Annotated in this window: 21 protein-coding genes; 5 read left to right on the top strand and 16 right to left on the bottom strand. The window is 65.8% G+C overall.

Going from position 1 to position 26,902, the window contains the following annotated elements; genetic code table 11:
* From V5B60_RS08950 to V5B60_RS08930, 5 genes are all read right to left on the bottom strand, one after another.
* A complete protein-coding gene (locus V5B60_RS08950; RefSeq protein ID WP_332346696.1) occupies positions 1 to 4,668 on the bottom strand; it encodes an NAD-glutamate dehydrogenase in 4,668 nt (1,555 codons plus the stop codon).
* Between the two features lie 166 nt (positions 4,669 to 4,834).
* A complete protein-coding gene (locus V5B60_RS08945) occupies positions 4,835 to 5,563 on the bottom strand; it encodes an amino acid ABC transporter ATP-binding protein (RefSeq protein ID WP_332346695.1) in 729 nt (242 codons plus the stop codon).
* A gap of 32 nt (positions 5,564 to 5,595) precedes the next feature.
* Positions 5,596 to 6,276 (bottom strand): glutamate/aspartate ABC transporter permease GltK, encoded by a 681-nt coding sequence (gene gltK / locus V5B60_RS08940; RefSeq protein ID WP_332346694.1) that lies wholly within the window; start codon positions 6,274 to 6,276, stop codon positions 5,596 to 5,598.
* Position 6,277: 1 nt separating this feature from the next.
* Entirely contained in the window at positions 6,278 to 7,018 is a 741-nt protein-coding gene (locus V5B60_RS08935; RefSeq protein ID WP_332346693.1) for an amino acid ABC transporter permease, read from the bottom strand.
* A gap of 71 nt (positions 7,019 to 7,089) precedes the next feature.
* On the bottom strand, positions 7,090 to 7,992 hold the full coding sequence (locus V5B60_RS08930; protein ID WP_434735368.1) for a glutamate/aspartate ABC transporter substrate-binding protein: 903 nt from the start codon (positions 7,990 to 7,992) through the stop codon (positions 7,090 to 7,092).
* A gap of 214 nt (positions 7,993 to 8,206) precedes the next feature.
* Between V5B60_RS08930 and V5B60_RS08925 the strand changes: the two genes are divergently transcribed.
* Positions 8,207 to 9,976 carry a M61 family metallopeptidase gene (locus tag V5B60_RS08925; protein WP_332346691.1) on the top strand — a complete coding sequence of 590 codons (1,770 nt, stop codon included), beginning with the start codon at positions 8,207 to 8,209 and terminating at the stop codon, positions 9,974 to 9,976.
* Positions 9,973 to 10,611: a pyridoxamine 5'-phosphate oxidase gene (gene pdxH, locus V5B60_RS08920; protein WP_332346690.1), complete on the top strand. Its 639-nt coding sequence runs from the start codon at positions 9,973 to 9,975 to the stop codon at positions 10,609 to 10,611. The genes V5B60_RS08925 and pdxH overlap by 4 nt, the downstream gene beginning before the upstream one ends.
* A 319-nt stretch (positions 10,612 to 10,930) precedes the next feature.
* Here pdxH and V5B60_RS08915 read toward each other — a convergent pair whose 3' ends face one another.
* The 11 genes from V5B60_RS08915 to V5B60_RS08865 form a co-directional block, all read right to left on the bottom strand.
* On the bottom strand, positions 10,931 to 12,577 hold the full coding sequence (locus tag V5B60_RS08915) for a transposase (protein WP_332346689.1): 1,647 nt from the start codon (positions 12,575 to 12,577) through the stop codon (positions 10,931 to 10,933).
* Between the two features lie 192 nt (positions 12,578 to 12,769).
* Positions 12,770 to 13,384, bottom strand: coding sequence for a DUF4276 family protein (locus V5B60_RS08910; RefSeq protein WP_332346688.1), 615 nt, complete (start codon positions 13,382 to 13,384; stop codon positions 12,770 to 12,772).
* Positions 13,384 to 14,631 carry an AAA family ATPase gene (locus V5B60_RS08905; RefSeq protein WP_332346687.1) on the bottom strand — a complete coding sequence of 416 codons (1,248 nt, stop codon included), beginning with the start codon at positions 14,629 to 14,631 and terminating at the stop codon, positions 13,384 to 13,386. Before V5B60_RS08905 ends, V5B60_RS08910 begins: the two co-directional genes overlap by 1 nt.
* A gap of 433 nt (positions 14,632 to 15,064) precedes the next feature.
* On the bottom strand, positions 15,065 to 15,550 hold the full coding sequence (locus V5B60_RS08900; protein WP_332346686.1) for a hypothetical protein: 486 nt from the start codon (positions 15,548 to 15,550) through the stop codon (positions 15,065 to 15,067).
* 179 nt (positions 15,551 to 15,729) lie between these two features.
* On the bottom strand, positions 15,730 to 16,470 hold the full coding sequence (tsaA, locus tag V5B60_RS08895; RefSeq protein WP_332350486.1) for a tRNA (N6-threonylcarbamoyladenosine(37)-N6)-methyltransferase TrmO: 741 nt from the start codon (positions 16,468 to 16,470) through the stop codon (positions 15,730 to 15,732).
* A gap of 60 nt (positions 16,471 to 16,530) precedes the next feature.
* Positions 16,531 to 16,905: a sirohydrochlorin chelatase gene (locus tag V5B60_RS08890; RefSeq protein ID WP_332346685.1), complete on the bottom strand. Its 375-nt coding sequence runs from the start codon at positions 16,903 to 16,905 to the stop codon at positions 16,531 to 16,533.
* Positions 16,906 to 16,943: 38 nt separating this feature from the next.
* Complete coding sequence (locus V5B60_RS08885) at positions 16,944 to 17,600, bottom strand: HAD-IA family hydrolase (RefSeq protein ID WP_332346684.1); 657 nt, start codon at positions 17,598 to 17,600, stop codon at positions 16,944 to 16,946.
* A complete protein-coding gene (gene ubiG, locus V5B60_RS08880; protein ID WP_295355788.1) occupies positions 17,593 to 18,294 on the bottom strand; it encodes a bifunctional 2-polyprenyl-6-hydroxyphenol methylase/3-demethylubiquinol 3-O-methyltransferase UbiG in 702 nt (233 codons plus the stop codon). Before ubiG ends, V5B60_RS08885 begins: the two co-directional genes overlap by 8 nt.
* Before the next feature lie 119 nt (positions 18,295 to 18,413).
* Positions 18,414 to 19,094: an OmpA family protein gene (locus tag V5B60_RS08875; protein WP_295355787.1), complete on the bottom strand. Its 681-nt coding sequence runs from the start codon at positions 19,092 to 19,094 to the stop codon at positions 18,414 to 18,416.
* Positions 19,095 to 19,171: 77 nt separating this feature from the next.
* On the bottom strand, positions 19,172 to 20,497 hold the full coding sequence (locus tag V5B60_RS08870; protein ID WP_332346683.1) for a TRZ/ATZ family hydrolase: 1,326 nt from the start codon (positions 20,495 to 20,497) through the stop codon (positions 19,172 to 19,174).
* Positions 20,498 to 20,566: 69 nt separating this feature from the next.
* On the bottom strand, positions 20,567 to 21,232 hold the full coding sequence (locus V5B60_RS08865; RefSeq protein ID WP_332346682.1) for an OmpA family protein: 666 nt from the start codon (positions 21,230 to 21,232) through the stop codon (positions 20,567 to 20,569).
* 207 nt (positions 21,233 to 21,439) lie between these two features.
* On the opposite strand from V5B60_RS08865, the gene V5B60_RS08860 reads away from it, so the two are divergent.
* From V5B60_RS08860 to V5B60_RS08850, 3 genes are all read left to right on the top strand, one after another.
* Positions 21,440 to 22,189, top strand: coding sequence for an SIR2 family NAD-dependent protein deacylase (locus V5B60_RS08860; protein ID WP_332346681.1), 750 nt, complete (start codon positions 21,440 to 21,442; stop codon positions 22,187 to 22,189).
* A 65-nt stretch (positions 22,190 to 22,254) separates the two neighbouring features.
* Entirely contained in the window at positions 22,255 to 25,776 is a 3,522-nt protein-coding gene (gene mfd / locus V5B60_RS08855; RefSeq protein ID WP_434735314.1) for a transcription-repair coupling factor, read from the top strand.
* The gene (locus tag V5B60_RS08850) at positions 25,773 to 26,846 is read left to right on the top strand and encodes a 3-deoxy-7-phosphoheptulonate synthase (protein ID WP_295355783.1); all 1,074 of its coding nucleotides are present in this window, start codon (positions 25,773 to 25,775) and stop codon (positions 26,844 to 26,846) included. Before mfd ends, V5B60_RS08850 begins: the two co-directional genes overlap by 4 nt.
* Positions 26,847 to 26,902: the final 56 nt, after the last annotated feature.

The raw sequence follows: 26,902 nt of genomic DNA, 5'->3' as shown, positions 1-26,902 counted from the left end.
TCAGCAGCCCATCACGCGCCTGATCTCAGCCAGCCCGGCGGACAGCATCGCCAGATCCTGTGGCTCGTTGAGCCTCATCTCCTCGAGCACACCACTGGCAACAGGCGTCGCCGGCAAACCCCCGGCAAGCACCTGGCGCAGCAGATGCTGCCGCAGCTCCGCCAGTTCTGCCGCCAGCCGCGCGCGGGCGCGCGCCTGCCAGCGGTTGCCGGCAGGCAGGAGCCCGATCGCGGCGGCCAGCCAGTCGAGGTCGATCCGGCTGGCGAGTTCGGCCAAACCGCGCGCCACCTCTTCGAGCGACCGGGAACAGGCGCGAGCCAGGTTCACCCGATCGATGGCGCCGACGATCGCCGCCGCGTCTGCCGCCAGCGCCGCGGCCGCCAGTTCGCCACCCTGCCCCTGCCGTACCCGGTCGATCACCGCGACGACCGCCGGTCGATACTTTTCAACCAGCTGACCGATCGTCATTCCGCCGAGATGCTGCGCCAGGATCAGCTCGCTCGCTGCCGCCGTCATCGCGCGCACGGCGAGCATCAGCTCCATCTGCCGGGTGGTATCGAGCGCGAGATCGAGCGCCTCGATCTCGCGCCACAAGGCCTCGGCGTCGAGTATCCGGCTGGTGGCATACCAGGCGCTGGCCACCTGCGCCGGCGAAGCGCCCGTCTCGTCGCCAAGACGCAGGACGAAGGTGGTTCCCATCCGGTTGACGAGGCGATTGACCAGTTGCGTGCTGATGATGTCCCGCTGCAGCGGATGTGCCGCCATCTGGGCACGGCAGGAGTCCTGCAGGACGCTCGGGAAGTAGCTTTGCAGCAGGTCACGAACATCGCCACTGTCGGGCACATCGGAGGACAGCAACGCCTCCTTGAGGGCGATCTTGGCGTAGGCCAGCAGCACGGCGATCTCGGGCGCGGTCAGTCCGCGCTTCTGCTGGCCGCGCTCGGCGAGACCCTTGTCGTCGGGCAGGAACTCGACGGCACGGTGCAGGGCGCCGCGCGCTTCGAGACTGCGGATCAGCCGCGCATGGGCCGGCAGCAGCTCGCCTGCAGTGGCCACTTCGAGCGCGATCGCCTGCGTCTGCTGGTAGTTGTCCGCCAGCACCAGAGCCGCCACCTCGTCGGTCATCGAGGCGAGCAGCGCGTCGCGCTGCCTGCCGGTCATTTCGCCACTGGCGACCAGGCCGGCGAGCAGGATCTTGATGTTGACCTCATGGTCGGAGCAGTCGACACCGGCCGAATTGTCGATCGCGTCGGTGTAGATGCGGCCGCCGTTGAGGGCAAATTCGATGCGGCCCTTCTGGGTGAGGCCGAGGTTGCCACCCTCGCCGACCACGCGTGCCCGCAACTGGCCGGCATCGACGCGCAGGATGTCATTGGCGCGGTCGTTCGCTTCCTGATGACTCTGGCTGCCAGCCTTGACGTAAGTACCGATGCCGCCGTTGTAGAGCAGGTCGACCGGCGCCTGCAACAGGCTGCGGATCAGTTCGGGCGGCGACATCTGGCCGGCGTCGGTCGCCAGCCAGGCCTGCACCTGTGGCGACAGCGGAATCGTCTTGGCGGTACGCGACCAGACGCCACCGCCGTCCGAAATCGACGCCGGATCGTAGTCGGCCCACGACGAGCGCGGCAGGTCGAACAGGCGCTGCCGCTCGGCGTGGCTGCGCGCCGCGTCCGGATCGGGATCGATGAAGATGTGGCGGTGATCGAAGGCGGCAAGGAGCCGGATTTCGCGCGACAGCAGCATGCCGTTGCCAAAAACGTCGCCCGACATGTCGCCGATGCCGACGACGGTGAAGGGTTCCCTCTGGATGTCGCGACCCAGCTCGCGAAAGTGCCGCTTGACCGCTTCCCAGGCGCCGCGGGCGGTGATGCCCATCTTCTTGTGGTCATAGCCGACCGAGCCACCGGAGGCAAAGGCATCACCCAACCAGAAACCGTATTCGATGGCGATGCCGTTGGCGATGTCCGAGAAGCTAGCGGTCCCCTTGTCGGCGGCAACGACCAGGTAGGGATCGTCGCCATCACGCCGGCGGACACCGACCGGTGGCACCACCTGCCCGTCGACCAGATTGTCCGTCAGGTCGAGCAGGCCACGGATGAAGGTCGAATAGCAGGCGACACCCTCGGCCTGCCAGGCTTCCCGGTCACTCGCCGGCGGCAGGCGCTTGCAGACGAAACCGCCCTTCGAGCCCAGCGGAACGATCACGGCGTTCTTGACCATCTGCGCCTTGACCAGGCCGAGCACCTCGGTGCGGAAGTCCTCCATCCGATCCGACCAGCGCAGGCCACCACGGGCGACGCGGGCACCACGCAGGTGCACACCCTCCAGCCGTTCGCTGTAGACAAAAATCTCGTACAACGGCGTTGGTGCCGGCAGGAAGGGGATCTCGCGCGAGGACAGTTTGAACGACAGGTAAGCCTTCGCCTGACCGTCGCTTGCCGCCTGGTACGCGTTGGTGCGCAGTGTCGCCGAGACGGCCGTCTGCAGCGCCGAGAGAATCCGGTCGTCATCGGGATTGCTGACCTGCAGCAGCGCCATCGTCAGTTCGTCGCCCAGCGCAGCGGCACGGGCAGCATCGGCCGTCGGGGCAAACAGCGCGGCGAAGAGTTCGACGAGGCGACGGGTGATGTCGAAGTGGGTCGCCAGGCAGCGCTCGACGTAGGCCTGGCTGAATGGCAGTCCGGCCTGCCGCAGGTAGCGGCTGTAGGCACGCAGGATGCCGATCTGGCGCCCATCGAGGCCCGCCAGCAGCACCAGGCGATTGAAACCGTCGTTCTCGGCCTGGTCGCGCAGCAGGCGCTCGAGCAGCTCGACGAAGGCCTGCCGCGTCGCTTCGTCGTCGAGCGCTCGTGCATCGGGCAGGCGGACGGCGAAGTCGGCGATGTGCAGGTCACCCGCCGGCAGGCTGAATGGCTGCTCGGACAATACCGTCAGACCGAGATTTTCGAGCACCGGCAGGATCGCCGACAGCGGTCGCGGACGGCCACGGCGAAAGAGCTTCAGGTGCTGGTGCGCGCCGTCGTCGCCCTGCGCCGCGCTCAGCTTGACCTCGACCAGGCCGCTCCGTTCGGCGGCCTGCAGGCAGTCGAGATCCGACACCGCAGCGGCCGGCGTCACCCGCTCCTGGTACGACAAGGGCAATTCGCGCGCGTAGCGGCGCAGCAGGCGGTTGCCATGCTCCTCACCATAGTGGCCGACGAGATTCTGCTTCAGCTCGTCGCTCCAGCCGCGCACGATGCGCGCCGTTTGACGCTCGATCGCCGCGGCATCGTACGCGTAGTGGGTTCCGGCCGGCGTGCGGGCAATGAAGTGCAGGCGCGCGAGACGCGACTCGCCGATGGTGACGAAGTAGTCCACCCGTTCCGCAGCCAGCGTTTCGTAGAGCAGCGCCGAGATGCGCTTGCGGACCGTCGTGTCGAAACGGTCACGCGGCATGTAGGCGATGACCGAAACGTAGCGCCGCCAACGGTCGTCACGCATGAAGACACGCACCTGCTCGCGCTCGTGCAGCGCGACGATGCCGCGGGCGATGCGCACCAAGTCGGCATGCGCTATCTCGATCAGTTCGTCGCGCGGATAGGTCTCGAGGACGTTGAGCAGGGTCTTGTCGCGGTGGCTGCGCGCGACGAAACCGATCTCCCGCCGCACGGCGGCCACCTTCTGCCGCAGCAGCGGAATGTCGGTCGCCGACACATGATAGACATGCGCCGTGTATAGGCCGACGAAAGCGCGCAGCCCGATGATGCGGCCGCTGCCGTCGAGACGCTTGACGCCGATGAAGTCGAGATAGGCCGGACGATGGACCGAAGAACGGGCATCGGCCTTGACCAGGATCAGCGGCGATGGATCCCTGCCCAGCTCGCTGATTTCGCCCGGAATCGCCGCCAGGCAGCGGCCAAAGCGCGGGTGGCCGGCCTCTCTCAGGATGCCGAGGCCACTGTCGGCGACCCGGGCCAGGCGCTGCTCGCCGGCAGCGACCAGGTACTCGGCAGCGCCAAGGAAGACGAAGTTGTTGACGGCGATCCAGTCGAGGTACTCGGCCGCCTCGACCGCCTCGCCCACCTCGGCGTCGGTGGCGAGTTCGGCGGCGGCAGCGCGCATGTTCTGCTGGATGGCGGCGCCATCATCGACCGCCGACCGCACGTCGGCGAGGACGCCGGTGATTTCCTGCTGCAGCTCGTCGACTTCCGAGCTGTCGCCAATGCGGTCGATCTCGAGATGAATCCAGGACTCGGTCCGACTGCCCTCCCCGCCATGTGGCGTGATCCGCTGCAAGCCACCGTCGGGCCCGCGTTCGGCGCCGAGCAGGGGGTGCAGCAGACGGTGGATCGCCAGCCCACGGCGATAGACGAGCATGGTGATCGAATCGACGAGGAAAGGCATGTCGTCGGTGACGACGTCGATCACGGTATGCGGCGAGTGCCAGCCGTGGCGATCGAAGTCCGGCGTATAGAGGGCGAGTACCGGCTGCCGCGGCGACCGCCGCTCACCGAGGCGATGATGCTGGACGGCGGCACCGACGAGTTCTTCCGGACTCGCGTCGCTACCGCCGGCAAAATCGAAGTCGACGTAGTAGGAGTCGAGAAAACTGCTGACCGACGCCGACAGCCTCAGTCGGGCGGCGACTTCGTGCAGGTCGCGGCGCAGGTTGCTTGCGGTTTCAGACATCGTCGCCATGGCGCTCTCCTTGGACAGGGACGGTGACAACGCGGCGCCGGGCAGCGGTCAGCGCCAGCTGCAGGGCAAGCGGCGGTGCGTGCGGCGAGGCGGCCCATCCGGCGGCAGGCCCGGTGTTTCGCCACGGAGTGACGGCGCCAGCGGCGCGCCACCATTCTCAGTGATGCAGGATCTTGGCCAGGAACTGCTGCGCCCGCTCCGAGCGCGGATTGCCGAAAAACGCCTCCTTGCTGTCGTCCTCGACGATCCGGCCCTGGTCCATGAAGATCACGCGGTTGGCGACGCGGCGGGCAAAGCCCATCTCATGGGTCACGCACATCATCGTCATTCCTTCCTGCGCCAGTTCGGTCATCACGTCGAGCACCTCGTTGATCATCTCCGGATCGAGCGCCGACGTCGGTTCGTCGAACAGCATGCAGATCGGGTCCATCGACAGTGCCCGGGCGATCGCCACGCGCTGTTGCTGCCCCCCCGAGAGCTGGCCCGGGTATTTCTCGGCCTGCACCCGCAAGCCGACACGGTCGAGCAGCTTCAGGCCCTTTTCGCGCGCCTGTTCCGGGTTGCGACCGAGCACCTTGACCTGCGCGATCGACAGGTTGTCGACGATGCGCATGTGGGGGAAGAGCTCGAAGTTCTGGAAGACCATGCCGACCGTCGAGCGCAGCTTCGAAAGGTTGGTCTTCGGATCGCCGACCGAGACGCCGTTGACGATGATCTCGCCGCTCTGGAAGGGCTCGAGGCCATTGACGCACTTGATCAGGGTCGACTTGCCCGATCCGGACGGCCCGCAAACGACGATCACCTCGCCCTTGTGGACCTGCGTCGTGCAATCGGCGAGCACCTGGAAGGCACCGTAGTGCTTGCTGACCTTGTTCATCGAAATCATCGAAGTCTCCTCGCGACTGTGTCCGACCGGCCTCAGGCCGTCTTCATCCTGTTCTGGTAGTGGCGGACGACCCGCGATGCAGCAAAGCAGAGAACGAAGTAAACCGCGCCGGCAAAGAGCAGCAACTCGACCAGCCGGCCGTCGCGGTCACCGACCTTGTAGGCCGCGCCAAAGAAATCGGCCAGGGCCGAAACATAGACCAGCGACGTGTCCTGGAAGAGGATGATGCCCTGCGTCAGGAGCAGCGGCACCATGTTGCGGAACGCCTGCGGCAGAACGACCAGCCGCATCGCCTGACTGTAGGTCATGCCGAGCGCACTCGCCGCCGCCATCTGCCCCCTCGGCACCGACTGGATGCCGGCGCGGATGATCTCCGAGTAATAGGCGGCTTCGAACAGCGCGAAGCCGGCGATCGCCGAGGTCAGTCGCATGTCGGTGCCGCGCGGCAGGCCGAACAGGCTCTCGAGCAGGTGCGGCACGATCAGGAAGAACCACAGGAGCACCATCACCAGCGGCACGGCACGGAAGAGGTTGACGTAGCCGGCGGCGAACCACGACAGCGGCGTGATCGACGACAACCGCATCAACGCCAGCAGCGTTCCCCAGACGATACCGAAAACGACGGCGCTGAGCGTGATCTCGAGCGAAATCTTCATCCCGTCCCAGAGGAAGGGCAGCGCATTCGGAATCGACGACCAGTCGAACTCATGCATCTCACTTTCCTCCGATGTAGCCGGGAACGCGCACGTGCGCCTCGACCCAGCGCATGCCGAACATCACCACGACGTTGAGCAGCAGGTAGGCGACGGTGACGGCGATGAACGACTCGTACGGCTGTGCCGTGTAATCGACCAGTTGCCGGCCCTGCGCCGCCAGTTCGAGCAGGCCGATCGTCGAGCAGACCGCCGAGTTCTTGAAGATGTTGAGGAACTCCGAGGTCAGCGGCGGCACGATCAGGCGCACCGCCATCGGCAACATCACATGGCGGTAGGTCTGCGGCAGCGTGAAGCCGAGCGCCAGACCGGCGTTCTTCTGCCCGGGCGGCAGCGAGTTGATTCCCGAGCGCACCTGCTCGGCAACACGCGCACTGGTGAAGAGCGCGAGGCAGATCATCGACGACAGGAACTGTTGCACGATCGGGTTCGTCTGCTTGAACGCATTGCCGAGCTTCTCCGGCAACAGCTCCGGCATGACGAAGTACCACAGGAAGAGCTGCACGAGCAACGGAATGTTGCGAAAGACCTCGACGTAGGCCGTCGCGATGCCGGCCAGCCACTTGTTGGGAACGGTGCGCAGGACACCGACGACTGCCCCGAGCAGCAGCGCGATCAGCCAGGCGGACAACGACAGGCCGACGGTCATCTTCAGCCCGTAGAACATCCAGCCAAGGTAGGTCGAGCCGTCGCCGGTCGCCGTCGGCTGCAGGAAGACTCCCCAGTTCCAGTTGTAGGCCATTGCGCCCCTCCCGCGTCACGGGCGCGGCAGCCGGACGGCCGCCGCAACCCGCCGGATAGCCAGTCGAAAGCCTAGTCGAAAGCCTTGTCGTTCGGCGACTTGTAAATGTTCTGCACGGCCGTCGACAGCGGGAAGTTGAGGTTCAGCCCCTTCGGCGGGATCGGCTGCAGGAACCACTTGGCGTAGATCTTCTCGGCCTCACCGGAAGTCATCACCTTCGCCAGCGCATTGTCGACCACCTTCTTGAACGCCGGGTCATCCTTGCGCAGCATGCAGCCGTAGGCTTCGTACGACTGCGGCGTGCCGACCACCACCCAGTCGCTCGCCCGCTTGGCCTTGGCCATTTCGCCGTAGAGCAGCGCGTCGTCCATCATGAACGCCACCGCGCGGCCGGTCTCGAGAGTCAGGAACGACTCGCCGTGATCCTTGGCGCTGATGATGTTCATCTTCATCTGCTTCTCCTCGTTCATCTTGCGCAGCAGACGCTCCGAGGTGGTACCGGCAGTCGTGACGACGTTCTTGCCGGCGAGATCGGGGAAGTCCTTGATCCCCGAGTCGGTCTTGGTCATCAGGCGGGTACCGATGACGAAGATCGAGTTCGAGAAGCTGACCTGTTTCTGACGCTCGGTGTTGTTGGTCGTCGAACCACATTCGAGGTCGACCGAGCCATTCTGGATCAACGTGATGCGGTTCGCCGAAGTGACCGGCAGCAGGCGGACATCGAGCTTCGCCAGTTTCAGCTCCGCCTTGATCGCGTCGACCACCTTCAGCATCAACTCGTGCGAGTAACCGATGACCTGCTGCTTGTCATCGTAATACGAGAACGGGATCGACGACTCGCGATGACCGAGCGAGATCGCGCCGGTATCCTTGATCTTCTTCAATGTCCCGGTCAGTTCCTGCGCAATGACCGGCGCCGACAGCAGACTGGCAACGAGACCGGCGACGAGCGCGCCGCGCAGAGTATGTTTCAACATCGTGTCTCCTTCCTTCTGGGTGGAATGGTGCATGGGCTTTTCGGGCGATGCCGAGCGCCGCGATTGTGGCATGAGTTGCAACGCGCGCCAAGCCATGTTTCGGTCATGAAAGCTGCCCGGCGTCGCCGCTTTGCTCAACTGACGGCAGTAGGACCGGCTTCAGGCCTTACAATTCCCGTTCATTGCACGCGGCAGGAGCGCGAAACCACTGATGCAGCCGGCACCGATCCGTTACAGCATTGTCCCGAGCAGTCCGGCAGCGCACCTGCTCGAAGTGCGCTGCACCCTCCCCGGACCCACCGCCGATGGCCAGCGCTTCGCCCTGCCCGCCTGGATCCCGGGCAGTTACCTGATCCGCGACTTCGCCCGCCACATCGTCTCCATCCGTGCCGAGAGTCGTGGCCGGCCGGTCGCCTTGCGCAAGCTCGACAAGCACACCTGGCAGGCGGCACCGGTCGCCGGCAGTGACGACCTGTGCATCATCCACGAGGTCTACGCCTGGGATCCATCGGTGCGCGGCGCGCACGTCGACCAGACGCACGCGTTCTTCAACGGCAGCAACGTCTTCCTGCGCGCACTCGGACACGAGGACCGGCCGTGCCTGGTCGACATCCGCCGCCCGGGCGGCCAGGCGTATTCCGGCTGGCGCGTCGCCACCACGCTGGCGCTGGCGACGGACGCGCCGGGCGCCGCCAGACGGCACGGCTTCGGCCTCTATCGTGCGAGCAATTACGACGAACTCATCGATCATCCCGTCGAAATGGGCCACTTTGCCCTGGCCGCCTTCAGCGCCTGCGGCATCCCGCACGAGGTGGTGATAAGCGGTCGCCACGACTGTGACCTCGATCGCCTGACGGCCGATCTGCAGCGCATCTGTGAGTGGCAGATCCGCCTCTTCGGCGAGCCGGCGCCGATGCCCCGTTACCTCTTTCTCGTCACCGCCGTCGGCGACGGTTACGGCGGGCTCGAGCACCGGTCGTCGACCGCCCTGCTGTGCGCCCGCGACAGCCTGCCGTGGCCGGGAATGCGCGGTCTGCCAGAGGCTTACCGGGGCCTTCTCGGCCTCTGCAGCCACGAGTACTTCCACACCTGGAACGTCAAGCGGATCAAACCCGCCGCCTTCGTCCCCTACAACCTGGATGCCGAGAACTACACGACGCTGCTCTGGGCCTTCGAGGGGTTCACCTCCTACTACGACGACCTGACTCTGCTGCGCTGCGGCCTGATCCGTCGCCAGGAGTGGCTCGACATCATCGGCCGCACGATCGACAAGGTCTGCAACGAGCCCGGACGCTTGCGGCAGACCCTCGCCGAGTCGAGCTTCGACGCGTGGACGAAATACTATCGGCCGGACGAGAACACGCCGAACGCGGTCGTCAGCTACTACGCCAAGGGCGCGCTGGTGGCGCTGGCGCTCGACCTGAAGCTGCGCGCCGAGACGGCCGGCCGGGTGACGCTCGATCACCTGATGCGAGCGCTCTGGCAGCGTCACGGCGACACGGCGGGCGTCGACGACGACGACATCCGGCTGCTCGCCGAGGAACTCTCCGGTCTCGACCTGCGCGCTTTCTTTGCTGACGCGGTGCATGGCACGAGCGATGTCGACCTGGCGCGACTGTTGCGGCCTTTCGCCATCCGGCTCCGGCGCCAGCCGGCAGGACGCACACCGTCGCTTGCGGTGAAGACGGCCGGCGAAGGCAGCGAGCTGCGCCTGGCGACGGTCTATGACGGCGGCCCGGCGCAAGCGGCCGGCCTCGCCGCCGGCGACCTCCTGCTGGCGATCGACGGCCTGCGGGTGACGCCTGCCAATCTCGAGCGCCTGCTCGCCCGGCACCGGGCCGGCGATGTGCTGCGGTTGCACGTCTTTCGCCGTGACGAACTGATGGAGTTCTCGCTGCGGCTCGGCGATCCGGCACGCGACCGCCACCATCTGCAATTGCTGCGAAAGCCCAACCGGCTGCGCGAGGAGTGGCTGCAATGACCAACCTGGCTGCACTGCGCAAGAGTTACGAAAAGGCCGAACTGAGCGAGGAGGCTTCGCACGCCGACCCGCTGGCACAGTTCGCGCAGTGGCTCGGAGAGGCGATCAGCGCGCAACTGCCTGAACCGAACGCGATGACGCTGGCCACCGTCGACCAGTCGCAGCGCCCGTCGACGCGGGTCGTGCTGATCAAGGGCTACGGTGCGGAAGGCATCACCTGGTACACCAACTACGACAGCCGCAAGGGCCGCGAACTCGCCACCAACCCCTGCGCCGCTCTGCAGTTCCACTGGGTCGAACTCGAGCGCGTCGTGCGCATCGAGGGGCGGGTCGGCAAGGTCAGCGCCGAAGAGAGCGACGCCTACTTCGCCAGCCGCCCGCTCGATTCCCGCATCGGCGCCTGGGCCAGTCCGCAGAGCGAGGTGATCACCAGCCGCGCGGTCCTCGTCGCCAACGCCGCGCACTACGGCGCCCGCTTCCTGCTGCAACCGCCGCGCCCACCGCACTGGGGCGGCTACCGCCTGCAACCCGATCGTTGGGAGTTCTGGCAGGGACGGAAGAGCCGGCTACATGATCGCCTGCGCTACCGGCTCGACGAGCAGGGAACCTGGCTGCGCGAGCGGCTGGCGCCGTGAAAGAGGAACAGGCGGCGCAGCGCCGAGAGCGGGGCTTCGCGCCGCACCGCGGGGGGATCAGCCGCCGTTTGCCTTGAAGATGTCCACCTTCGTCTCGCGACACTTGCGCAAGCTGAGTTCGCGCGACCACTTCGAAGCAGCTTCATGGCTGATTCCACACCCCGTGTGGCTCGCAACTCCGGCCAGCTGATGGCGCCACCAAGCGCATCGATCACTGCAAACGTCAGGTCGGAGGGAGACCGGCAAACACCCGCCGGATCTCGGTAGCGTGATTCGGCCTGGCTCGCAGGCAAAGGACCAGTCATCCTATTTTCCTCTGTTAGCCGCTGTCGGGAAGCGGCAAGAGCAGGGTTGGCAACGCAGGGAGCACCTCTTTGCGCGGCTTGGCGGCCAGGATTCTCTCGATGATGTAGCGTACCAAAGCGGCCCAGCGTTCCGGTTTGGTCAACTGTGGCGCATTTGCCCTGATCGTCTCGAAAGCCTTGCGGCCACAGGCGATCATCGCTTTGATCTGATCGCCGGCGGCATGGGTCAGCGTGATCAGGAGGCGGGATTGCCCGGCATGCTGAGTGAGGCGCGCGACGCCAGAGAGGAGCAAGGGGCGGGAGGTGATGGCTTCCCGGCGAGTCTTCGGATGGGCGAGGCGAACGTACCAGCTCCACCAGTTGTAGATCAGAGCGACGGCTCGGGCCGACAGGTTGCAGCGCTCGAGATCCTGCGTCGTATAGCCACCCCACCCCCACTGGTTGGTCAGCTCGTCAAAGCCGTTCTCGCAGTCGGCCCGATCACGATACAACTGTCCGAGGGCCGCGAGATCGTAATCGCTGTGGGTCACCAGAACGGCGTACTCCCAGTTCTTCGCGAGTTCCTCGCTGTTGCCGAACGGGAGTCTGTCCTGGCCCTTGCCGGCCTTTCGCGCGCGCGCTTTGACGGTCGTCTCCGGCTTCTGGCGGGCGCGCCGGACCACCACCACCCGTCGGGCGCAGGTCCAACCCATCAGCTGGAGCTTGGCCTCCACGGCTTGCTCGCCAGCTCCGACATCCTGCCAGTCACCGTTCTTCCAAAGACGCTCGATCAAGCGAACCACTCCCGCGCTTTGCCGTAGCTTGAAGAGGTAGGGTTGATCGATCGCTTCCAGTTCCTTCATGATCCGCTCGACCCCGAAGCCGATGTCGCCGCGTACCAGACGCGGACGCGCCTCGGGCGGTAGGCGGCCGAGAATTTCGAGCAGTCGCGGCAAGCCGTGGCACCCTGCGATGGCCTTGCCACTCTGGACTTCGGCATCGAGTACCAGACGCATCCCGGAGATCCAGTACGTGTGAACGACATGGCTTGGCCGACCGGGCTTCACGGGGTTGTAACCGATCTCCGCCCCGGCCTGATGACCATAGAGCACCTTGACCGTCGTGTCGATGTCGAGAATCCACTGCGTCCACAAGGCTTTTAGAATGCTCTCGCTCAACGCCGTTTCCATCCAGGCGCCGGTCCGCGCCAAACGAGCTTCTCGCTCCAGACGCTCCGCTTCGGAACAGCGCTTCGGTGCGGGCGCCAAGTGCGCGAGCGCACGCCGCAGACTCTCGTCGCTGATGATCGCGCTCATGCCGAGGATCTCCGGCGCCACCCCATCGCTGCGCAGTCCCGTCACATGGGCATAACGGCGTTGTCCATCCAGAATCGACAGCAGCCAAGTGCCCAGGACATTGCGCACAGACGGCGCATTCGGGCTCGTGTACGCCATCGGGCAGCCTTCCAGCCAACGCTCGAACAACCCCGAGAACTCCAGGAACTCCGCGAAGAACGCGAGCTGCCCCAGCGCCGTGGCGCTGCCACCCTCGTCCCAGCGAACCTGAAAGCGGCCCCCCGGTGTCGTCACCCGCAAGGTCTCTGCTACGACGGCACCCGGCGCGCTCAGCGCGTTCTGAACCGCCACCACCACCGCTCTTTGCTCGAAATGCTCTTCACCCATTGGGTGATCCCCCCTTCTCGGCTGAAACCCGCATCACATCACGGTCTCGGCCGGTTTGGCGAGTGTCAACTGAGGAAAATAGGGTCATGCGTCGTCGTCTTGCGGGAACATCACTCGGCATTCCGCGTACAGCGTGAACGGGGCCACCTGTTCTTGCGCGTCAGTTTCGGGGCCTTGGTCGGCAATCGGTCCTCACGCCAGGGCCGCGCCAACGGCACGGGCAAATGCCTGGAAACTGCGCGACCGGTTTCGCTGGATGACCATGTGCGCCGCAACCGATCGAGCCAGTTCCAACTTGCGCAGACCGGTGCCGAAGTAGCCCGCTTTCTTGAGCACGCGCTCCATGGCTTCCCAGGTTCCGCCAGCGATCGCGTCTGGGTCACGAAAACCTGCCTTCTCTGGCACAGTGGCCGGAACACGTGGATAAGCCGCCCGCACGGCTTCCCAGTCGCCGAAGAACCACGCTTCCAGCTCCTCAATGGCCACGCGGTTTGCCACCTGGAATCCCTCCCCCTGGCTGACGACCGATTTCGTCTGCAGACCTGCCGCGGCAGCCATGCCCTCCAGTTCCGATTTCAGCACCACACAGTCATCGTCATCTCGATCGACCAGGACAAGAATCCGCCAACTCTCGGGCAGCCAGGCCGCATAGCCCTGCAGGCGATCCGGTGCGCACTTGAGCAGTGCATCCTTGCATTGAAAGCGGATGATCTGAAACTCGATGTCGCCGAGCAGTTTCGGCAAGAGTTGTTGCAAGGCGGCTTCCATCGAGTATTCCTCGACAAAAACGATCAGCTTCTCGAGCATCAGCCACGCCCCTTCCTTGCGGCTCGCGGCCCGCCCTGATTCACGAGCGGATCGCCCAAGCCGAAATGCCCCTCCATCCACAGATACCCCAGGGAGGCTCCAGCCCGCACCAGTTCGGGAATGCCCTGGATATCACAGGCTCTGACAGCTTGGGTAAAGCCCTGCTCATTCCGGTAGAGCACCCGCACCTCGTCGGCGCGGATGGCATCGAGCAGGAACGGGGAATGACTGGTGATGAGCAATTGCGAGTGCTCGGAGGCAGCACGGCACTCTTCGGCCAGCTCCGGCAACAAGCGCGGGTGCAGGAAATTCTCTGGCTCCTCGATGCCGATGAAGCGGGGCGGTTCGGGGTTGTAGAGCACCGTCAGATAAGCCAGCATCTTCATCGTTCCGTCCGACGCAAACTTTGACAGTACCGGCAGCTCGAACGGCGCATCCTTGATCTGGAGAAGCAATCGACCGTCTGGCATGGGCTCGGCCTCGACTCGTTCGAGGCGGGGAATGCGCTGACGCAACACCGCGAAAATGTGTTCCAAACGTTCCGGGTACTGTTCTTTCAAGTGCTGGATGACGTTGGCCAGGTTGTCGCCTCCCTTGGTCAATCGCTCCTGCGGCCCGGCCTCCGGCTGATTTCGTGTCTGGTCGATCGAGAGGTACGACACATACCAGTCCGTAATGAATTCGCGCAGTGCTGCCACCCGCGGGTGCTCGGCCAACTGCCCCAAGGTATTCACCGCAATCAGGTCGGGTGAGCGGAGCGTCGTGTCTTTCCGTTGATCCTCAGCGTCAGGCAACTCGCCACTGACGGCACGCCCCACACCACGACGAAACTCCAGGAAACGGAAAGGCTTCCCGCTCGTGCCGCGCCGCCATTGCAGCCACTCTTCAATCACCTCTGGACCCCTGCTGCCCTCATCAATCGCCAAGTGGTAGCTGATCACGGGGGTCCCGCGGCTCTCGCGGTACTTGAGATCAAACACGATGGGACCAGATGCGCTACGCGTCTTGAGTTCCCTGCCACGACCGCGCCGGTCCCAGGCATGCCGCAAACCAAACTGGAAACACTCGGAGAGGAAATTGAAGACATCGAAGAGAGTGGACTTGCCGCTCCCGTTCGGTCCCAGCAATACGGTCATCTTCGTCAGGTTGTCCAGCTCGACCTGACGCAGCGCACGGTAGTTTTCTACCCGCAAGGACTCAATGCGCGGGATGCCCTGACTTCTGGTTGAACTCGCTTGTTTGCTCATCACAGCTCCTCTGACTTCCTCGTCTTTTCCCAGCTTGGCCCCGATGTCCATTGGGCGGTTTCTGTCAGGGCGTGCGACCACATGGCGTCCTTGGCGACGCGCCGCTGATCTGCACGCGGCCGTCCAGATTGGGCTTGCCGATGGTCGAGTCACGCTGCGGGGTGGACTGAACGGGATCAATCTCGACACGGCATTGCTTGGCGTTCCTGAGTGCCGGCATGGTAGCGCACTGGCACGAACACGTCTTCCGGCTCCGCTGTTCCAGATTTGCGTCGGTCGTCCAGCATCGACAGGGGCCGGCAACGGCTGCCGCTGCCATGCTCATCGGCTTTCGGAACAGGGTCGGTGACCGACGCTGTGCCCGTCTCCCGCGCGAAATCATCGGCGCCGTACGGGCGCAGCGGTCTGCCGGCGTCCGTGCTGCCGGCGCCACCTAGTCGTCGCGCGGCGCGACCTTTTCCCACGGCCCCGGGCACTGCATCACCGCCGGGTAGTAGCCACCGTTGGCCCGGCAGTAGTACCAAAAGCCGGGCTCCATTGCTTGGCCGGCGTCCTGCTCCTGGGCAACCGAGTCGGCACCTCTTTCGACATAGACGACTGGTGGCGGCACCGTCACCACGGGAGGATAGAGGACTGGCGGCGGGTAGTAGACTGGCGGGCCCCAAGGCCAGCCCCAACCCGGTGTGGCACCAAAGTAGAAACCGACGCTCGGCCCATAGGGTCGCCAGCGCGGACCATAGTAGCCGCCGCGCGGTCCGTAGTAACCACCGCGTGGCCCGTAGTAACCGCCGCGCCCGCCGGCGACGACGACGCCGCCGGAGACCGAAGCCGCGCCGTAGCCATGCGCTTCAGCCATAGTCGGAAGGGGTGGCCAGGCCAGCAGCAGGAGCAATGCTGCAATCGTCTTCTTCATCATCATCAACTCTCTCCGCTGCCGCAGTTCGCCGGCGCCAGGGCGGCCACCCTGCCACGTTCGCCGGGACCCAACCGCCGACGCTGGACGTCGACAGCCTCGGCACGACCCCGCATCCGGCCTGATCCCGGAACAACGCGGCACGGGCGCTTCCCGCCGACAGAGGATTTCCGACGCGCACGGGATCAAGCATCTTCGGACCGGCAGAGTCCGACATCGCCGCCGCCGGCCGCAGTCAGTGGAACGATCTCCTCGACGATCGCCTGCGCGCCGGTGCAACGCCACCTGATCTCGAGGTCGCCGAGGCGAAAACCATAGATCCGTTCTGCGTCATCAGCATACGCCGGCCGTGGGTCCTGTGCCAGCACCTCGCTCAGCAGCTCCGGCAGATGCGGCCAGCGCGACGACTGCTGCCGCAACTGCGCCAGAGCCGACAAGCGGAATTCGACGGCCAGTCGTGGCGGTGGCCCGGGAACGAAGCCGGAGCGCGCCTGCGGCACGCTGTCGACGAAAGGCAGGTAGGGCTTGATGTCGATGATCGGCGTGCCGTCGAGCAGATCGACCCCGGCCAGCTCGAGGACCACGCCGGCGCGCGTGTCGACAGCGGTCAGTTCGACGACCGACAAGCCGATCGGGTTGGGGCGAAAGGGGCTGCGACTGGCAAAGACGCCCACCCGCTGGTTGCCGCCGAGACGCGGCGGGCGGACCGTCGGGCGCCATTCGCCGGCACCCCGGTGGAAGATGAAGCTCAACCAGAGGTGCGAGAAGCCTTCCAGGCCGCGCACCGCTTCGGCACGGTCATACGGTCGCAGCAACCGCAGCCGTCCGATGGCGTGCGGTGCCAGTCGCGGCTGGCGCGGAATGCCGAAGCGGTCCCGAAACGGGGTCTCCAGATAACCGATTGGTGAGACGACGAACTCGGACACTGCTAGCACGCACTTCCGCGGAATCCGTCAGCGCCACGGCGCCCGCCAGCGGCGAGCGGCTCAGGCGTCGAGCAGCGACAGGGCATGACTGGCCATCGCCCGCGCCACCGTCTCCGCCTCGCCGACTGCATCGGCCAGCTCGAAGGTGGTTCCCGGGTGCTGCCGTCGCAACTCGGCGAGCAGCAGCGGCACATCACGCTTCAGGTGTCCACCGCGGGCGATGAACATCGGCAGGACGAGGACTCGCGCGACGCCATCGGCAACCAGGCGCTCGGCGCAGTCGCGCAGGTTCGGCAGCATGAACTCGAGGAAGGCCAATTCGACACGCAGGCCGGGGGCCTGCTGGCGCAGCAGCGCACACACGCGCTGCATCGGCCGCGCCCACTCGGGGTCGCGAGCACCATGCGCAAAGAGGATGAGGGCGGTTCCCGGCATGACGACAGTCTAGCGCATCGGACCGCGGCTGGCGGCGATCAGCCGAAGCCGGCGACGACGGCGATGTCCTCGGCCCGCGCCACCAGATGGTCGGCGCCCCAGGCCTCGATCGGCTCGTCATCGCCGAGGTAACCGTAACGCACGGCCACCGTCGCCATGCCGGCCGCCCGGCCGGCCTGAATGTCGCGCACGTCGTCACCGACGTAGAGGCAGCGCGCCGCATCGGCGGCGAGCAGGCGGCAAGCGAGCTGCATGGGCTGTGGCGCCGGCTTGGCGCGGCGCGCAGAGTCGCCGCTGACGACGCAGGCGGCGCGCCGGGCATAACCGAGCTGGTGCAGCAACGGCAACGTGAAACGCTGCGCCTTGTTGGTAACGATGCCCCACGCCGCACCCCGCCCCTCGCAAGCGTCGAGGACTTCGTCGATGCCGGCGAAGATGGTGGTGTGCACACAGATGTCGGCGCTGTAGTAACGCAGGAAGCGCTCACGGAACTCGTCGTAGAGCGGATCGGTCGGCCGCATGTCGAGTCCGGCGGCGAGCATGCCGCGCACGCCGTGCGAGGTGTGCGGGCGCAGGCGGGCAGTCGGCACCGGCGCCAGATCGAGATCGGCACGCAGCCGGTTGAGCGCCGCCGCCAGATCGGGGGCGGTATCGGCGAAGGTCCCGTCGAGGTCGAAGAGGACGGCGTCAAACATCCTTCACCAGATGCACCAGATAGTTGACGTCGGAGTCGCTGCCCAGCGTGTAGCGTCCGCTCAAGGGGTTGTAGCTCATGCCGCGCAACTCGCGCGACTCGAGCCCAACCTGCCGCCCCCAGCGCAGGAGTTCGGACGGCCGGATGAAGCGGGCATAGTCGTGCGTGCCACGCGGCAGCAACCGCAACAGGTACTCGGCGCCGATCACCGCCAGCAGGTAGGCCTTCAGGTTGCGGTTGATGGTCGAGAAGAAGACGCTGCCACCCGGTCTGGCCAGCGCGGCACAGGCAGCGACGGTGCTCGCCGGATCGGGAACGTGCTCGAGCATCTCCATGCAGGTGACGATGTCGTAACACCCGGCTTCACTGGCCGCCAGTTCTTCCGCCGCCACCTCGCGATAATCCACGCTGCGGCCGCTCTCCAGCAAATGCAGACGGGCAACGGCGAGTGCCTTGCGAGAAAGGTCGATTCCGGTCACCACCGCGCCGCGTTCGCACATGCCCTCGGACAACAGGCCGCCACCGCAGCCGACATCCACCACCTTCCTGCCCGCCAACGCGCAGCGACTGTCGATCCAGTCGAGGCGCAGGGGATTGATCTCGTGCAAGGGCTTGAAATCGCTCCCCGGATCCCACCAGCGGTGCGCCAGCTGGCTGAATTTCTCGAGTTCCCCCGGGTCCGCGTTGATCGTCATCGTCTCACCTTCTCCGCACCGGCAGCGGGGAAAGCCCGCCGCTGCTAGGCAGTTCGGTCACTTCGTCGTGCACAATGAAAAAGCCCTGCCGGGGCAGGGCTTTCCGTGGCACACATCGCTCACTTGGTGCCGATGAGCTCGATGTCGACACGACGGTCGGGCTGCAGGCACTCGATGACCTGCTTGGTCGCCTTCTTGCCCGGGCACTGATCAGGCTTGGTGACCGGATTCTTCGGACCCTTGCCTTCGGTGTAGATGCGGTTGGCGTCGACGCCCTTGCTCACCAGGTAGGTCTTGACGGCAGCGGCGCGACGCTCGGAGAGCTTCATGTTGTGCGCCAGCGAACCGAAACGGTCGGTGTGACCGACGGCCAGGATCACTTCCAGCTTGATCTGCTTCGCCTTGGCAGCCACTTCGTCGAGTTTTTTCTTGCCTTCCGGACGCAGCACCGCCTTGTCGAAGTCGAACAGCGCGTCGGCGGCAACCGTGATCTTGTCACCCGTCGGCTTCGCCGTCGGCGCGGCGGCGCCAGCCCTCGGTGCCGGCGGCTCGCAGACTTCCTTCGGCAGCAGGTCCTTGTCGCACTTGCAACCGGCTGGGTCGTTGGCCGCAGCAGCCGGCGTCCAGAAACCGGTACGCCAGCAGAGGCCGGTGCCGCTCATCACGACTTCACCGCGCTGATCGATGACGTATACCCGATTCAGCGGAATCGAGGTCTGTGCCTGCGCGGACGACGCGCCAAAGCCGAAAGTCGCGGCAAGGAGCGCGGCCAGCATGGAGTTTCTTGCGGTTCTGTTCATCTCGGTTTCCTTCATTGGTTGAAGCCTGCGGCAGAAACCCGCAAAGCCTGTTATGCCTCGTTTCTTGACCGAACTCATCACGGACGGATTTTATTCTGCCACAACAGGGCCATTCCGATCAATCCGCTTTCGTCGCCTTCGCTCAGCCGCCCGTTCTCGACCCTCACCCGTCCGGCGACCCAGACGTCGCTGACATGCTCGCGTCCGACCGCGTAGGTGAGATGCGAAACCGGGTCGTAGCAGGGAGCGAGCGCGACGTCGTCGAAACTGACGGCGCAGAGATCGGCCGACTTGCCGACGACGATCGAGCCGATCTCGCCGTCGAGACCGAGTGCACAGGCGCCGCCGAGGGTCGCCATGCGCAGCACCTGGTGGGCCGCGACGGCATCGGCACGGCCATCACGTTCCTTGGCCAGCAACGCCGCCAGACGCATTTCCTGAAACAGGTCGAGGCGATTGTTGCTCGCCGCGCCGTCGGTGCCGAGCCCGAGGTTGACTCCGCGCGCGGCAAGCCGCGCGATCGGTGCGATGCCGCTGGCCAGCTTGAGGTTGGAACTCGGGCAGTGTGCCACCGAACAGCCATGCGCTGCCAGCAACTCGATCTCCTGCGCCTCGAGGTGCACGGCGTGTACGGCGATCAGCGTCGGGCCAAGCAACCCGAGGCGGCGCAGGCGCTCGATCGGTCGCACGGCGAAGCGCTGCAGACTGTCCTCGATCTCCTGCTGCGTCTCGTGCAGGTGCAGGTGCAGCGGCACTTCGATCTGTTCGGCGAGCGTCAGCACCTGCGCGAAGCTGCGATCGGCGACGGTATAGGGAGCGTGCGGAGCGAGGCAGAACGACAGCAGCGGCTGTCCGAGAAGACGGTCGCGCACCGCCAGTCCTTTCGCCAGATAGTCATCCGCATCGGCCGCGTAGTTGCTCGGAAAGTCGACGGTGATCAGGCCGATCGCAGCGCGGATTCCCGACGCCAGGGCAGCCTCCGCCGCCGCCGCGGGAAAGAAGTACATGTCGTTGAAACAGGTGATGCCACCGCGCAGCATCTCGGCACACGCCAGTCGGGTGCCATCGTGGACGAACTGCGCCGAGACGTGCCGCGCCTCGGCCGGCCAGACATGGTCCTGCAGCCACCGCATCAGCGGCAGGTCGTCCGCGAGACCGCGCAGCAGGCTCATCGCGGCGTGTGTGTGCAGGTTGACCAGCCCGGGCAGCAACACGTGCTGCGGCAGGCACTTGCGTTTGCGCGCCCGGTAACGAGCGTCGACTTCGGCGCGTGGCACGATGGCGACGATGCGCCCGCCGTCGACGACGACGGCGTGCTGGTCGAGAACGGCCCCGGCCGGCTCGACGGGCACGACCCAGCGCGCCTCGATCACCAGATCGACCAGCGGCAGACTCGTCGTCATCGGCGAACGACCGCGCCAAGGCTAAAAAAAACCCCGCTTTCGCGGGGTTTTCTGCGCAGCGCGCCGGCCTTACTTGGTGCCGATGAGTTCGATGTCGACACGACGGTCAGGCTGCAGGCACTCGATGACCTGCTTGGTCGCCTTCTTGCCCGGGCACTGATCAGGCTTGGTGACCGGATTCTTCGGACCCTTGCCTTCGGTGTAGATGCGGTTGGCGTCGACGCCCTTGCTCACCAGGTAGGTCTTGACGGCAGCGGCGCGACGCTCGGAGAGCTTCATGTTGTGCGCCAGCGAACCGAAACGGTCAGTGTGACCGACGGCCAAGATCACTTCCAGCTTGATCTCCTTCGCCTTGGCAGCCACTTCGTCGAGCTTCTTCTTGCCTTCCGGACGCAGCACCGCCTTGTCGAAGTCGAACAGCGCGTCGGCGGCAACCGTGATCTTGTCACCCGTCGGCTTCGCCGTCGGCGCGGCGGCGCCAGCCCTCGGTGCCGGCGGCTCGCAGACTTCCTTCGGCAGCAGGTCCTTGTCGCACTTGCAACCGGCGGGGTCCTTGGCCGCAGCGGCCGGCGTCCAGAAGCCCGTACGCCAGCACAGGCCGGTACCGCTGAGAACGACTTCACCGCGTTGATCGATCACGTAAACGCGATCACCGGCGGTTTGCGCCTGCACAGCGCCAGCCGCCGCGAAGAGGCCGATTGAGGCCAGCAGGGTAATGATGGTTTTCGATTTCAAGATGTTCCTCCTCGATTAATCTCTGTTACGTCCGAATGCGTGAAACGCGATGCGATTTTTGCGCAGTCAGGAAATTTAAGCATACAAACTTGATTTTCTTCAAGCATCGGCCCGGAATTGTGTAGTATTTATGCAACGAAACTGGGTGTCCGGCGGCACGTCGGCGCCGCCAGCCAGCCACCGCGAGTTCAGGCAAGGGAGGAGAAGATGCAAGCAGCCAGTCTCGATTCGCTCGCTTCGATGGTCCAGGCGGCGCGCCGGGTGGTCGTCTTTTCGGGTGCGGGACTGTCCGCCGACAGCGGCATCCCGACCTTCCGTGACGGTGCCACCGGCCTGTGGAACAACGTCGACCCGGACGAGGTGGCCAGCATCCAGGGTTTCCTGCGCAATCCCCGGCGCGTCTGGAGCTGGCTGCTGGAACTCAAGGCGCTGGTCGATGACCGACGTCCGAACCCGGGGCACCGGGCGATCGCCCGCCTGGAAGAACTCTGCGCGGCGAGCCGGTTCACCGTCATCACACAGAACATCGACGGCTATCACGCGCTCGCCGGCAACCAGGACGTGCTCGAGGTTCACGGCACCATCCACCGCGTCCGCTGCCACCGGCATTGCGGCTATGCCAGCACTTGGGACCAGGCCGCCAGCGAGCCGTTTGCGTGCCCCGACTGCGGCGCTCCGGTACGGCCCGATCTGGTGATGTTCGGCGAAATGCTCGACGAGGAAGTCTTTGCCGCAGCCCAGGCGTGCAGCCTCAGTGCCGACGTCTTCTTCTGCGTCGGCACCTCGTTCACCGTCCAGCCAGCCGCCCACCTGCCGGTCTGGGCCAAGTACTCCGGCGCGACGGTGATCGAGGTCAACCCGCACCCGACGTCGCTCAGCGAAGCGGCCGACTACTCGATCCGCAGTGGTGCCTCGCAGTTCTTCTCGGCGCTCTGCGATCGACTCGCCCCCGACTGAAGGAAGAACGACCCGCAACGCCGCCGGCCGGCGGCGACGCTGGCCGGACCGAGGCATCGTCTATAATGCGCGGCTTCCGTTGCCCCGGGCCTGCACGCTTCGCCAGGCGGGCCAGCGCCAATCGCCACCTGAATCCAGAGCCGCCGTCCTTGTCATCACCGCTTCCCCCACTGCCCTTGCCAGCCACGGGCGAGCGCTTGCAGTGGCCGTCATTCGCCGGCTCGGCCGACGCGCTGCTTCTGGCGCAGGCTGCCAACGCCGCCCGCAGCCGAGCCCGGGGTGGGCTGCTGGCCGTCATCACCAGCAGCGCGAGCGACGCGCAGCGACTGCTGCAGGAAATTCCGTGGTTCGACGGCGGGCTACGGGTCCGCCTGCTGCCCGACTGGGAAACGCTGCCCTACGACGGCTTCTCGCCGCATCTCGACCTCGTTTCCGAGCGCCTGGCGACGCTCTACGCGGTGACGCGTGGCGAATGCGACGTCCTGCTGCTGCCAGCGAGCACCGCGGTCTGCCGTCTTGCACCACCGGCCTACCTCGCGGCCTATACTTTCTTCCTCAAGCAGGGGGAGCGTCTGGATGGTGAGCGGTTCCGCGCCCAGATGACGCTTGCCGGCTACGCGCACGTGACACAGGTGGTGGCACCGGGCGAGTACTCGATCCGCGGCGGCCTCATCGACCTCTTCCCGATGGGCGCGCAACTGCCGTTCCGCCTGGATCTTTTCGACGACGAGATCGAGCACATCAAGACCTTCGATGTCGACAGCCAGCGCACGCTGTATCCCGTCGCCGAGGTCCGTCTGCTGCCGGCACGCGAGTTCCCGCTCGACGGCGCCGCACGCAGCCGTTTCCGGCAGCGCTTTCGCGAAGCTTTCGAAGGCGATCCCGCGCGCTCGTCGATCTACCGCGATGTCTCGAACGGCGTCGCCAGCGCCGGGATCGAGTACTGGCTGCCGCTGTTCTTCGATGCGACCGCAACGCTTTTCGACTACCTGCCGCCCAGCACGCTGCTCTGCCTGCACAATGATGTTGCCGAGGCCGTGCGCGCCTTCTGGCGCGAGGCGCAGTCGCGCTACACGCTGCTCGCGGGCGAACGCAGCCGTCCGCTGCTGCCACCGGACGAACTCTTCCTGGCTGAAGAACCGTTCTTCGTCGCCGCCCGCGCCTATGCCCGCCTCAGCCTGCGGGCAGGCGGCGACGGCCCGGCACGCCGCCTGCCCGAATTGGCGATCGACCGCCGCGCCGACGATCCCCTGCGCCGCCTGAAGACCTTCCTCGACGGGTTCCCCGGCCGCTCGCTGCTGCTCGCCGAGTCCGCCGGGCGACGCGAAACGCTCGCCGCGCTGCTCGCGGACTACGGCCTGCAGCCGCGCGCCTGCGGCAGCTTCGACGAGCTGCGCGCCGGCGAGGCAGCCCTTTCGCTGGGGGTCGGACCGCTGCACGATGGCTTCCTGCTCGACGGGCTGGCGATCATCACCGAGGCCGAGCTCTACGCCGGCAGCCCGTCGCGCCGCGCGCGCCATGTCGCGGCGCGACGGACGTCGATCGACAACTGGCTGCGCGACCTGACCGAGCTGAAAGTCGGCTCGCCAGTGGTGCATGAACAGCACGGCATTGGCCGTTACCAGGGGCTGGTCCATCTCGATCTCGGTGAAGGTGACACCGAGTTCCTCGAACTGCACTATGCCAACGATGCCCGGCTCTATGTGCCGGTGTCGCAACTGCACGTCATCGCCCGCTATTCGGGAACCGACCCCGACGGCGCGCCGCTGCATACCCTCGGCTCACAGCAATGGGAAAAGGCGAAACGCCGCGCCGCATTGCAGGCACGCGACACGGCCGCCGAGCTGCTGGCCCTCTACGCCCTGCGTGCGGCGCGGCAGGGACACGCCTGCGACTTCAAGCCACACGACTACGACGCTTTTGCCGACGGCTTCGGCTTCGAGGAAACCCCCGACCAGGCGGGCGCGATCGCCGCCGTGATCGCCGACATGCGGTCCGGACGGCCGATGGATCGTCTGGTCTGTGGCGACGTCGGCTTCGGCAAGACCGAGGTGGCGCTGCGCGCGGCCTTCTGCGCCGTCGCCGGCGGCCGGCAGGTGGCCGTCCTCTGCCCAACGACACTGCTCTGCGAACAGCACTTTCAGACTTTCGGCGACCGCTTTGCCGATTGGCCGGTGCGGATTGCCGAGCTGTCCCGCTTCAGGACGGCGCGTGAGGCCGCGCAGGCGCTGCAGGAACTGGCCGACGGCCGTCTGGACATCGTCATCGGCACCCATCGCCTGTTGCAGAAGGACGTGCATTTCAAGCGTCTCGGCCTGGTGGTGATCGACGAGGAGCATCGCTTCGGCGTCCGGCAGAAGGAAGCGCTGAAGGCACTGCGCGCCGAGGTCGATGTCCTGACGCTGACCGCGACACCGATCCCGCGCACGCTCGCGATGTCGCTCGAGGGACTGCGCGACTTCTCGGTGATCGCCACTGCCCCACAGAAACGTCTGGCGATCCGGACTTTCGTCAGCCGCTTCTCCGACGGCATCATCCGCGAAGCCCTGCTGCGCGAATTCAAGCGCGGCGGCCAGGTGTACTTCCTGCACAACGAGGTCGAGACGATCGAAAACATGCGTGAGCGCCTGGGCAAGCTGTTGCCCGAGGCCCGCATCGTCGTCGGTCACGGGCAGATGAAGGAGCGCGACCTCGAGCGCGTGATGCGCGAGTTCACCCAGCAGCGGGCCAATCTGTTGCTGTGCACGACGATCATCGAAACCGGCATTGACAATCCGCACGCCAACACGATCCTCATCAACCGTGCCGAGAAGTTCGGGCTGGCGCAACTGCACCAGCTGCGCGGTCGCGTCGGACGTTCACACCACCAGGCCTATGCCTACCTGCTGACGCACGACGACGCGGCGCTCAACAAGCAGGCGAGGCAACGCCTCGAGGCGATCCAGATGATGGACGAACTCGGTGCCGGCTTTTACCTGGCGATGCATGACCTCGAAATCCGTGGCGCCGGCGAGGTGCTCGGCGCCAGCCAGTCGGGCGAGATGCTGGAAGTCGGCTTCCACATGTACAGCGAGATGCTCGGACGTGCCGTTGCGGCCTTGCAACAAGGCCAGGATGCGGACCTGTCACAACCGCTTGCGGTCACCACCGAGATCAGGCTGCACGCGCCGGCCCTCCTCCCCGACGACTATGCGCCCGACGTGCACCAACGCCTGACCCTCTACAAGCGCCTGGCGGATTGCACGCTTGACGACGAACTGAGTCAGCTGCACGAGGAACTGGTGGATCGCTTCGGTGAGTTGCCGCCGCAGGCGCGCGCGCTGCTCGACAGCCATCGGCTGCGCCTGCTGTGCAAGCCAGTCGGCATCACCAGGCTTGATGCCGGCCCCGAACAGATCGTCGTGCAGTTTGCCGCGAATCCGCCACTCGATCCGCTGCGGATAATCCAGCTCATCCAGAAGGACCGCAACTATCGCCTCGCCGGACAGGACCGACTGGTCCTCAGGCGCGAGTGCCCGACCCTTGCCGAACGTGTCGCCGCGGTCAGGGAAATCATTCATCAACTCACCGCCGAGCGCCAGCCATGACCACTCTCGACATCGACAACATCAACGTCACCGCCTTCGACCCGATGCCCTCGCCTGACGATATTCTCGCCCTGCAGCCGCTGCCGACGCACGCCGCCGAAGTCGTCAGGAACAGCCGCGACGTCCTGCGGCAGATTCTGGATGGCAGAGACCACCGCCTCTTCGTTGTCGTCGGCCCGTGCTCGATCCACGATCCGGTGGCTGGCCTCGACTACGCCAGGCGGCTGCGGGCGCTGGCCGAGGAAGTCCGTGAAACGCTCTACCTGGTGATGCGCGTGTACTTCGAGAAGCCACGGACGACGACCGGCTGGAAGGGCTACATCAACGATCCGGACATGGACGACTCGTTCCACGTCGACCAGGGGATGAGCAAGGCGCGCCGCTTCCTCCTCGAACTGGCTGAACTGGGTCTGCCCGCCGGCACCGAGGCCCTCGACCCGATCGCTCCGCAGTATCTCGGTGACCTCATCAGCTGGACGGCAATCGGCGCCCGCACCACCGAGTCGCAGACCCACCGCGAGATATCCTCGGGTCTGTCGACCCCGGTCGGGTTCAAGAACGGTACCAGTGGCGACGTCGGCATCGCCGTCAACGCCATCGTCTCGGCGTCGCGGCCGCACAGTTTCCTGGGCATCAACGGCCAGGGCCGCACGGCGATCGTGCGCACGCGCGGCAACCGCTATGGTCACCTGGTCCTGCGCGGCGGCGACGGGCGACCGAACTATGACACGGTCAGCGTGCAGATCGCCGAACAGGCCCTGTCCAAGGCGGGACTGCCGGCCAACATCGTCATCGACTGCTCACACGCCAACAGCTACAAGAAGCACGAGTGGCAGCCGCTGGTGATGGCCGACGTGGTCAACCAGGTCCGTCTCGGCAACCGGTCACTGGTCGGCATGATGATCGAGTCGAACCTCGTCGCCGGCAATCAGGCAATTCCGGAAGACCTCTCGCAGCTCAGGTATGGATGCTCGGTCACCGATGCCTGCGTCGACTGGCCAACCACCGAACAGATGATCCGCAGTGCCGCCGGGCTGCTCCGCGAGGTGCTGCCGGGCCGCAGCCGCTAGGACGTCGCCTCGCCTGCCGGCAGCGCGCGATACAGGCGTCCACGGCTGACGCTTTT

Source organism: Accumulibacter sp., assembly GCF_036625195.1.
GTDB lineage: Bacteria > Pseudomonadota > Gammaproteobacteria > Burkholderiales > Rhodocyclaceae > Accumulibacter.
The sequence above is the reverse complement of the archived record's forward strand: the minus strand, read 5'-3'. Positions and strand labels throughout refer to the sequence as shown.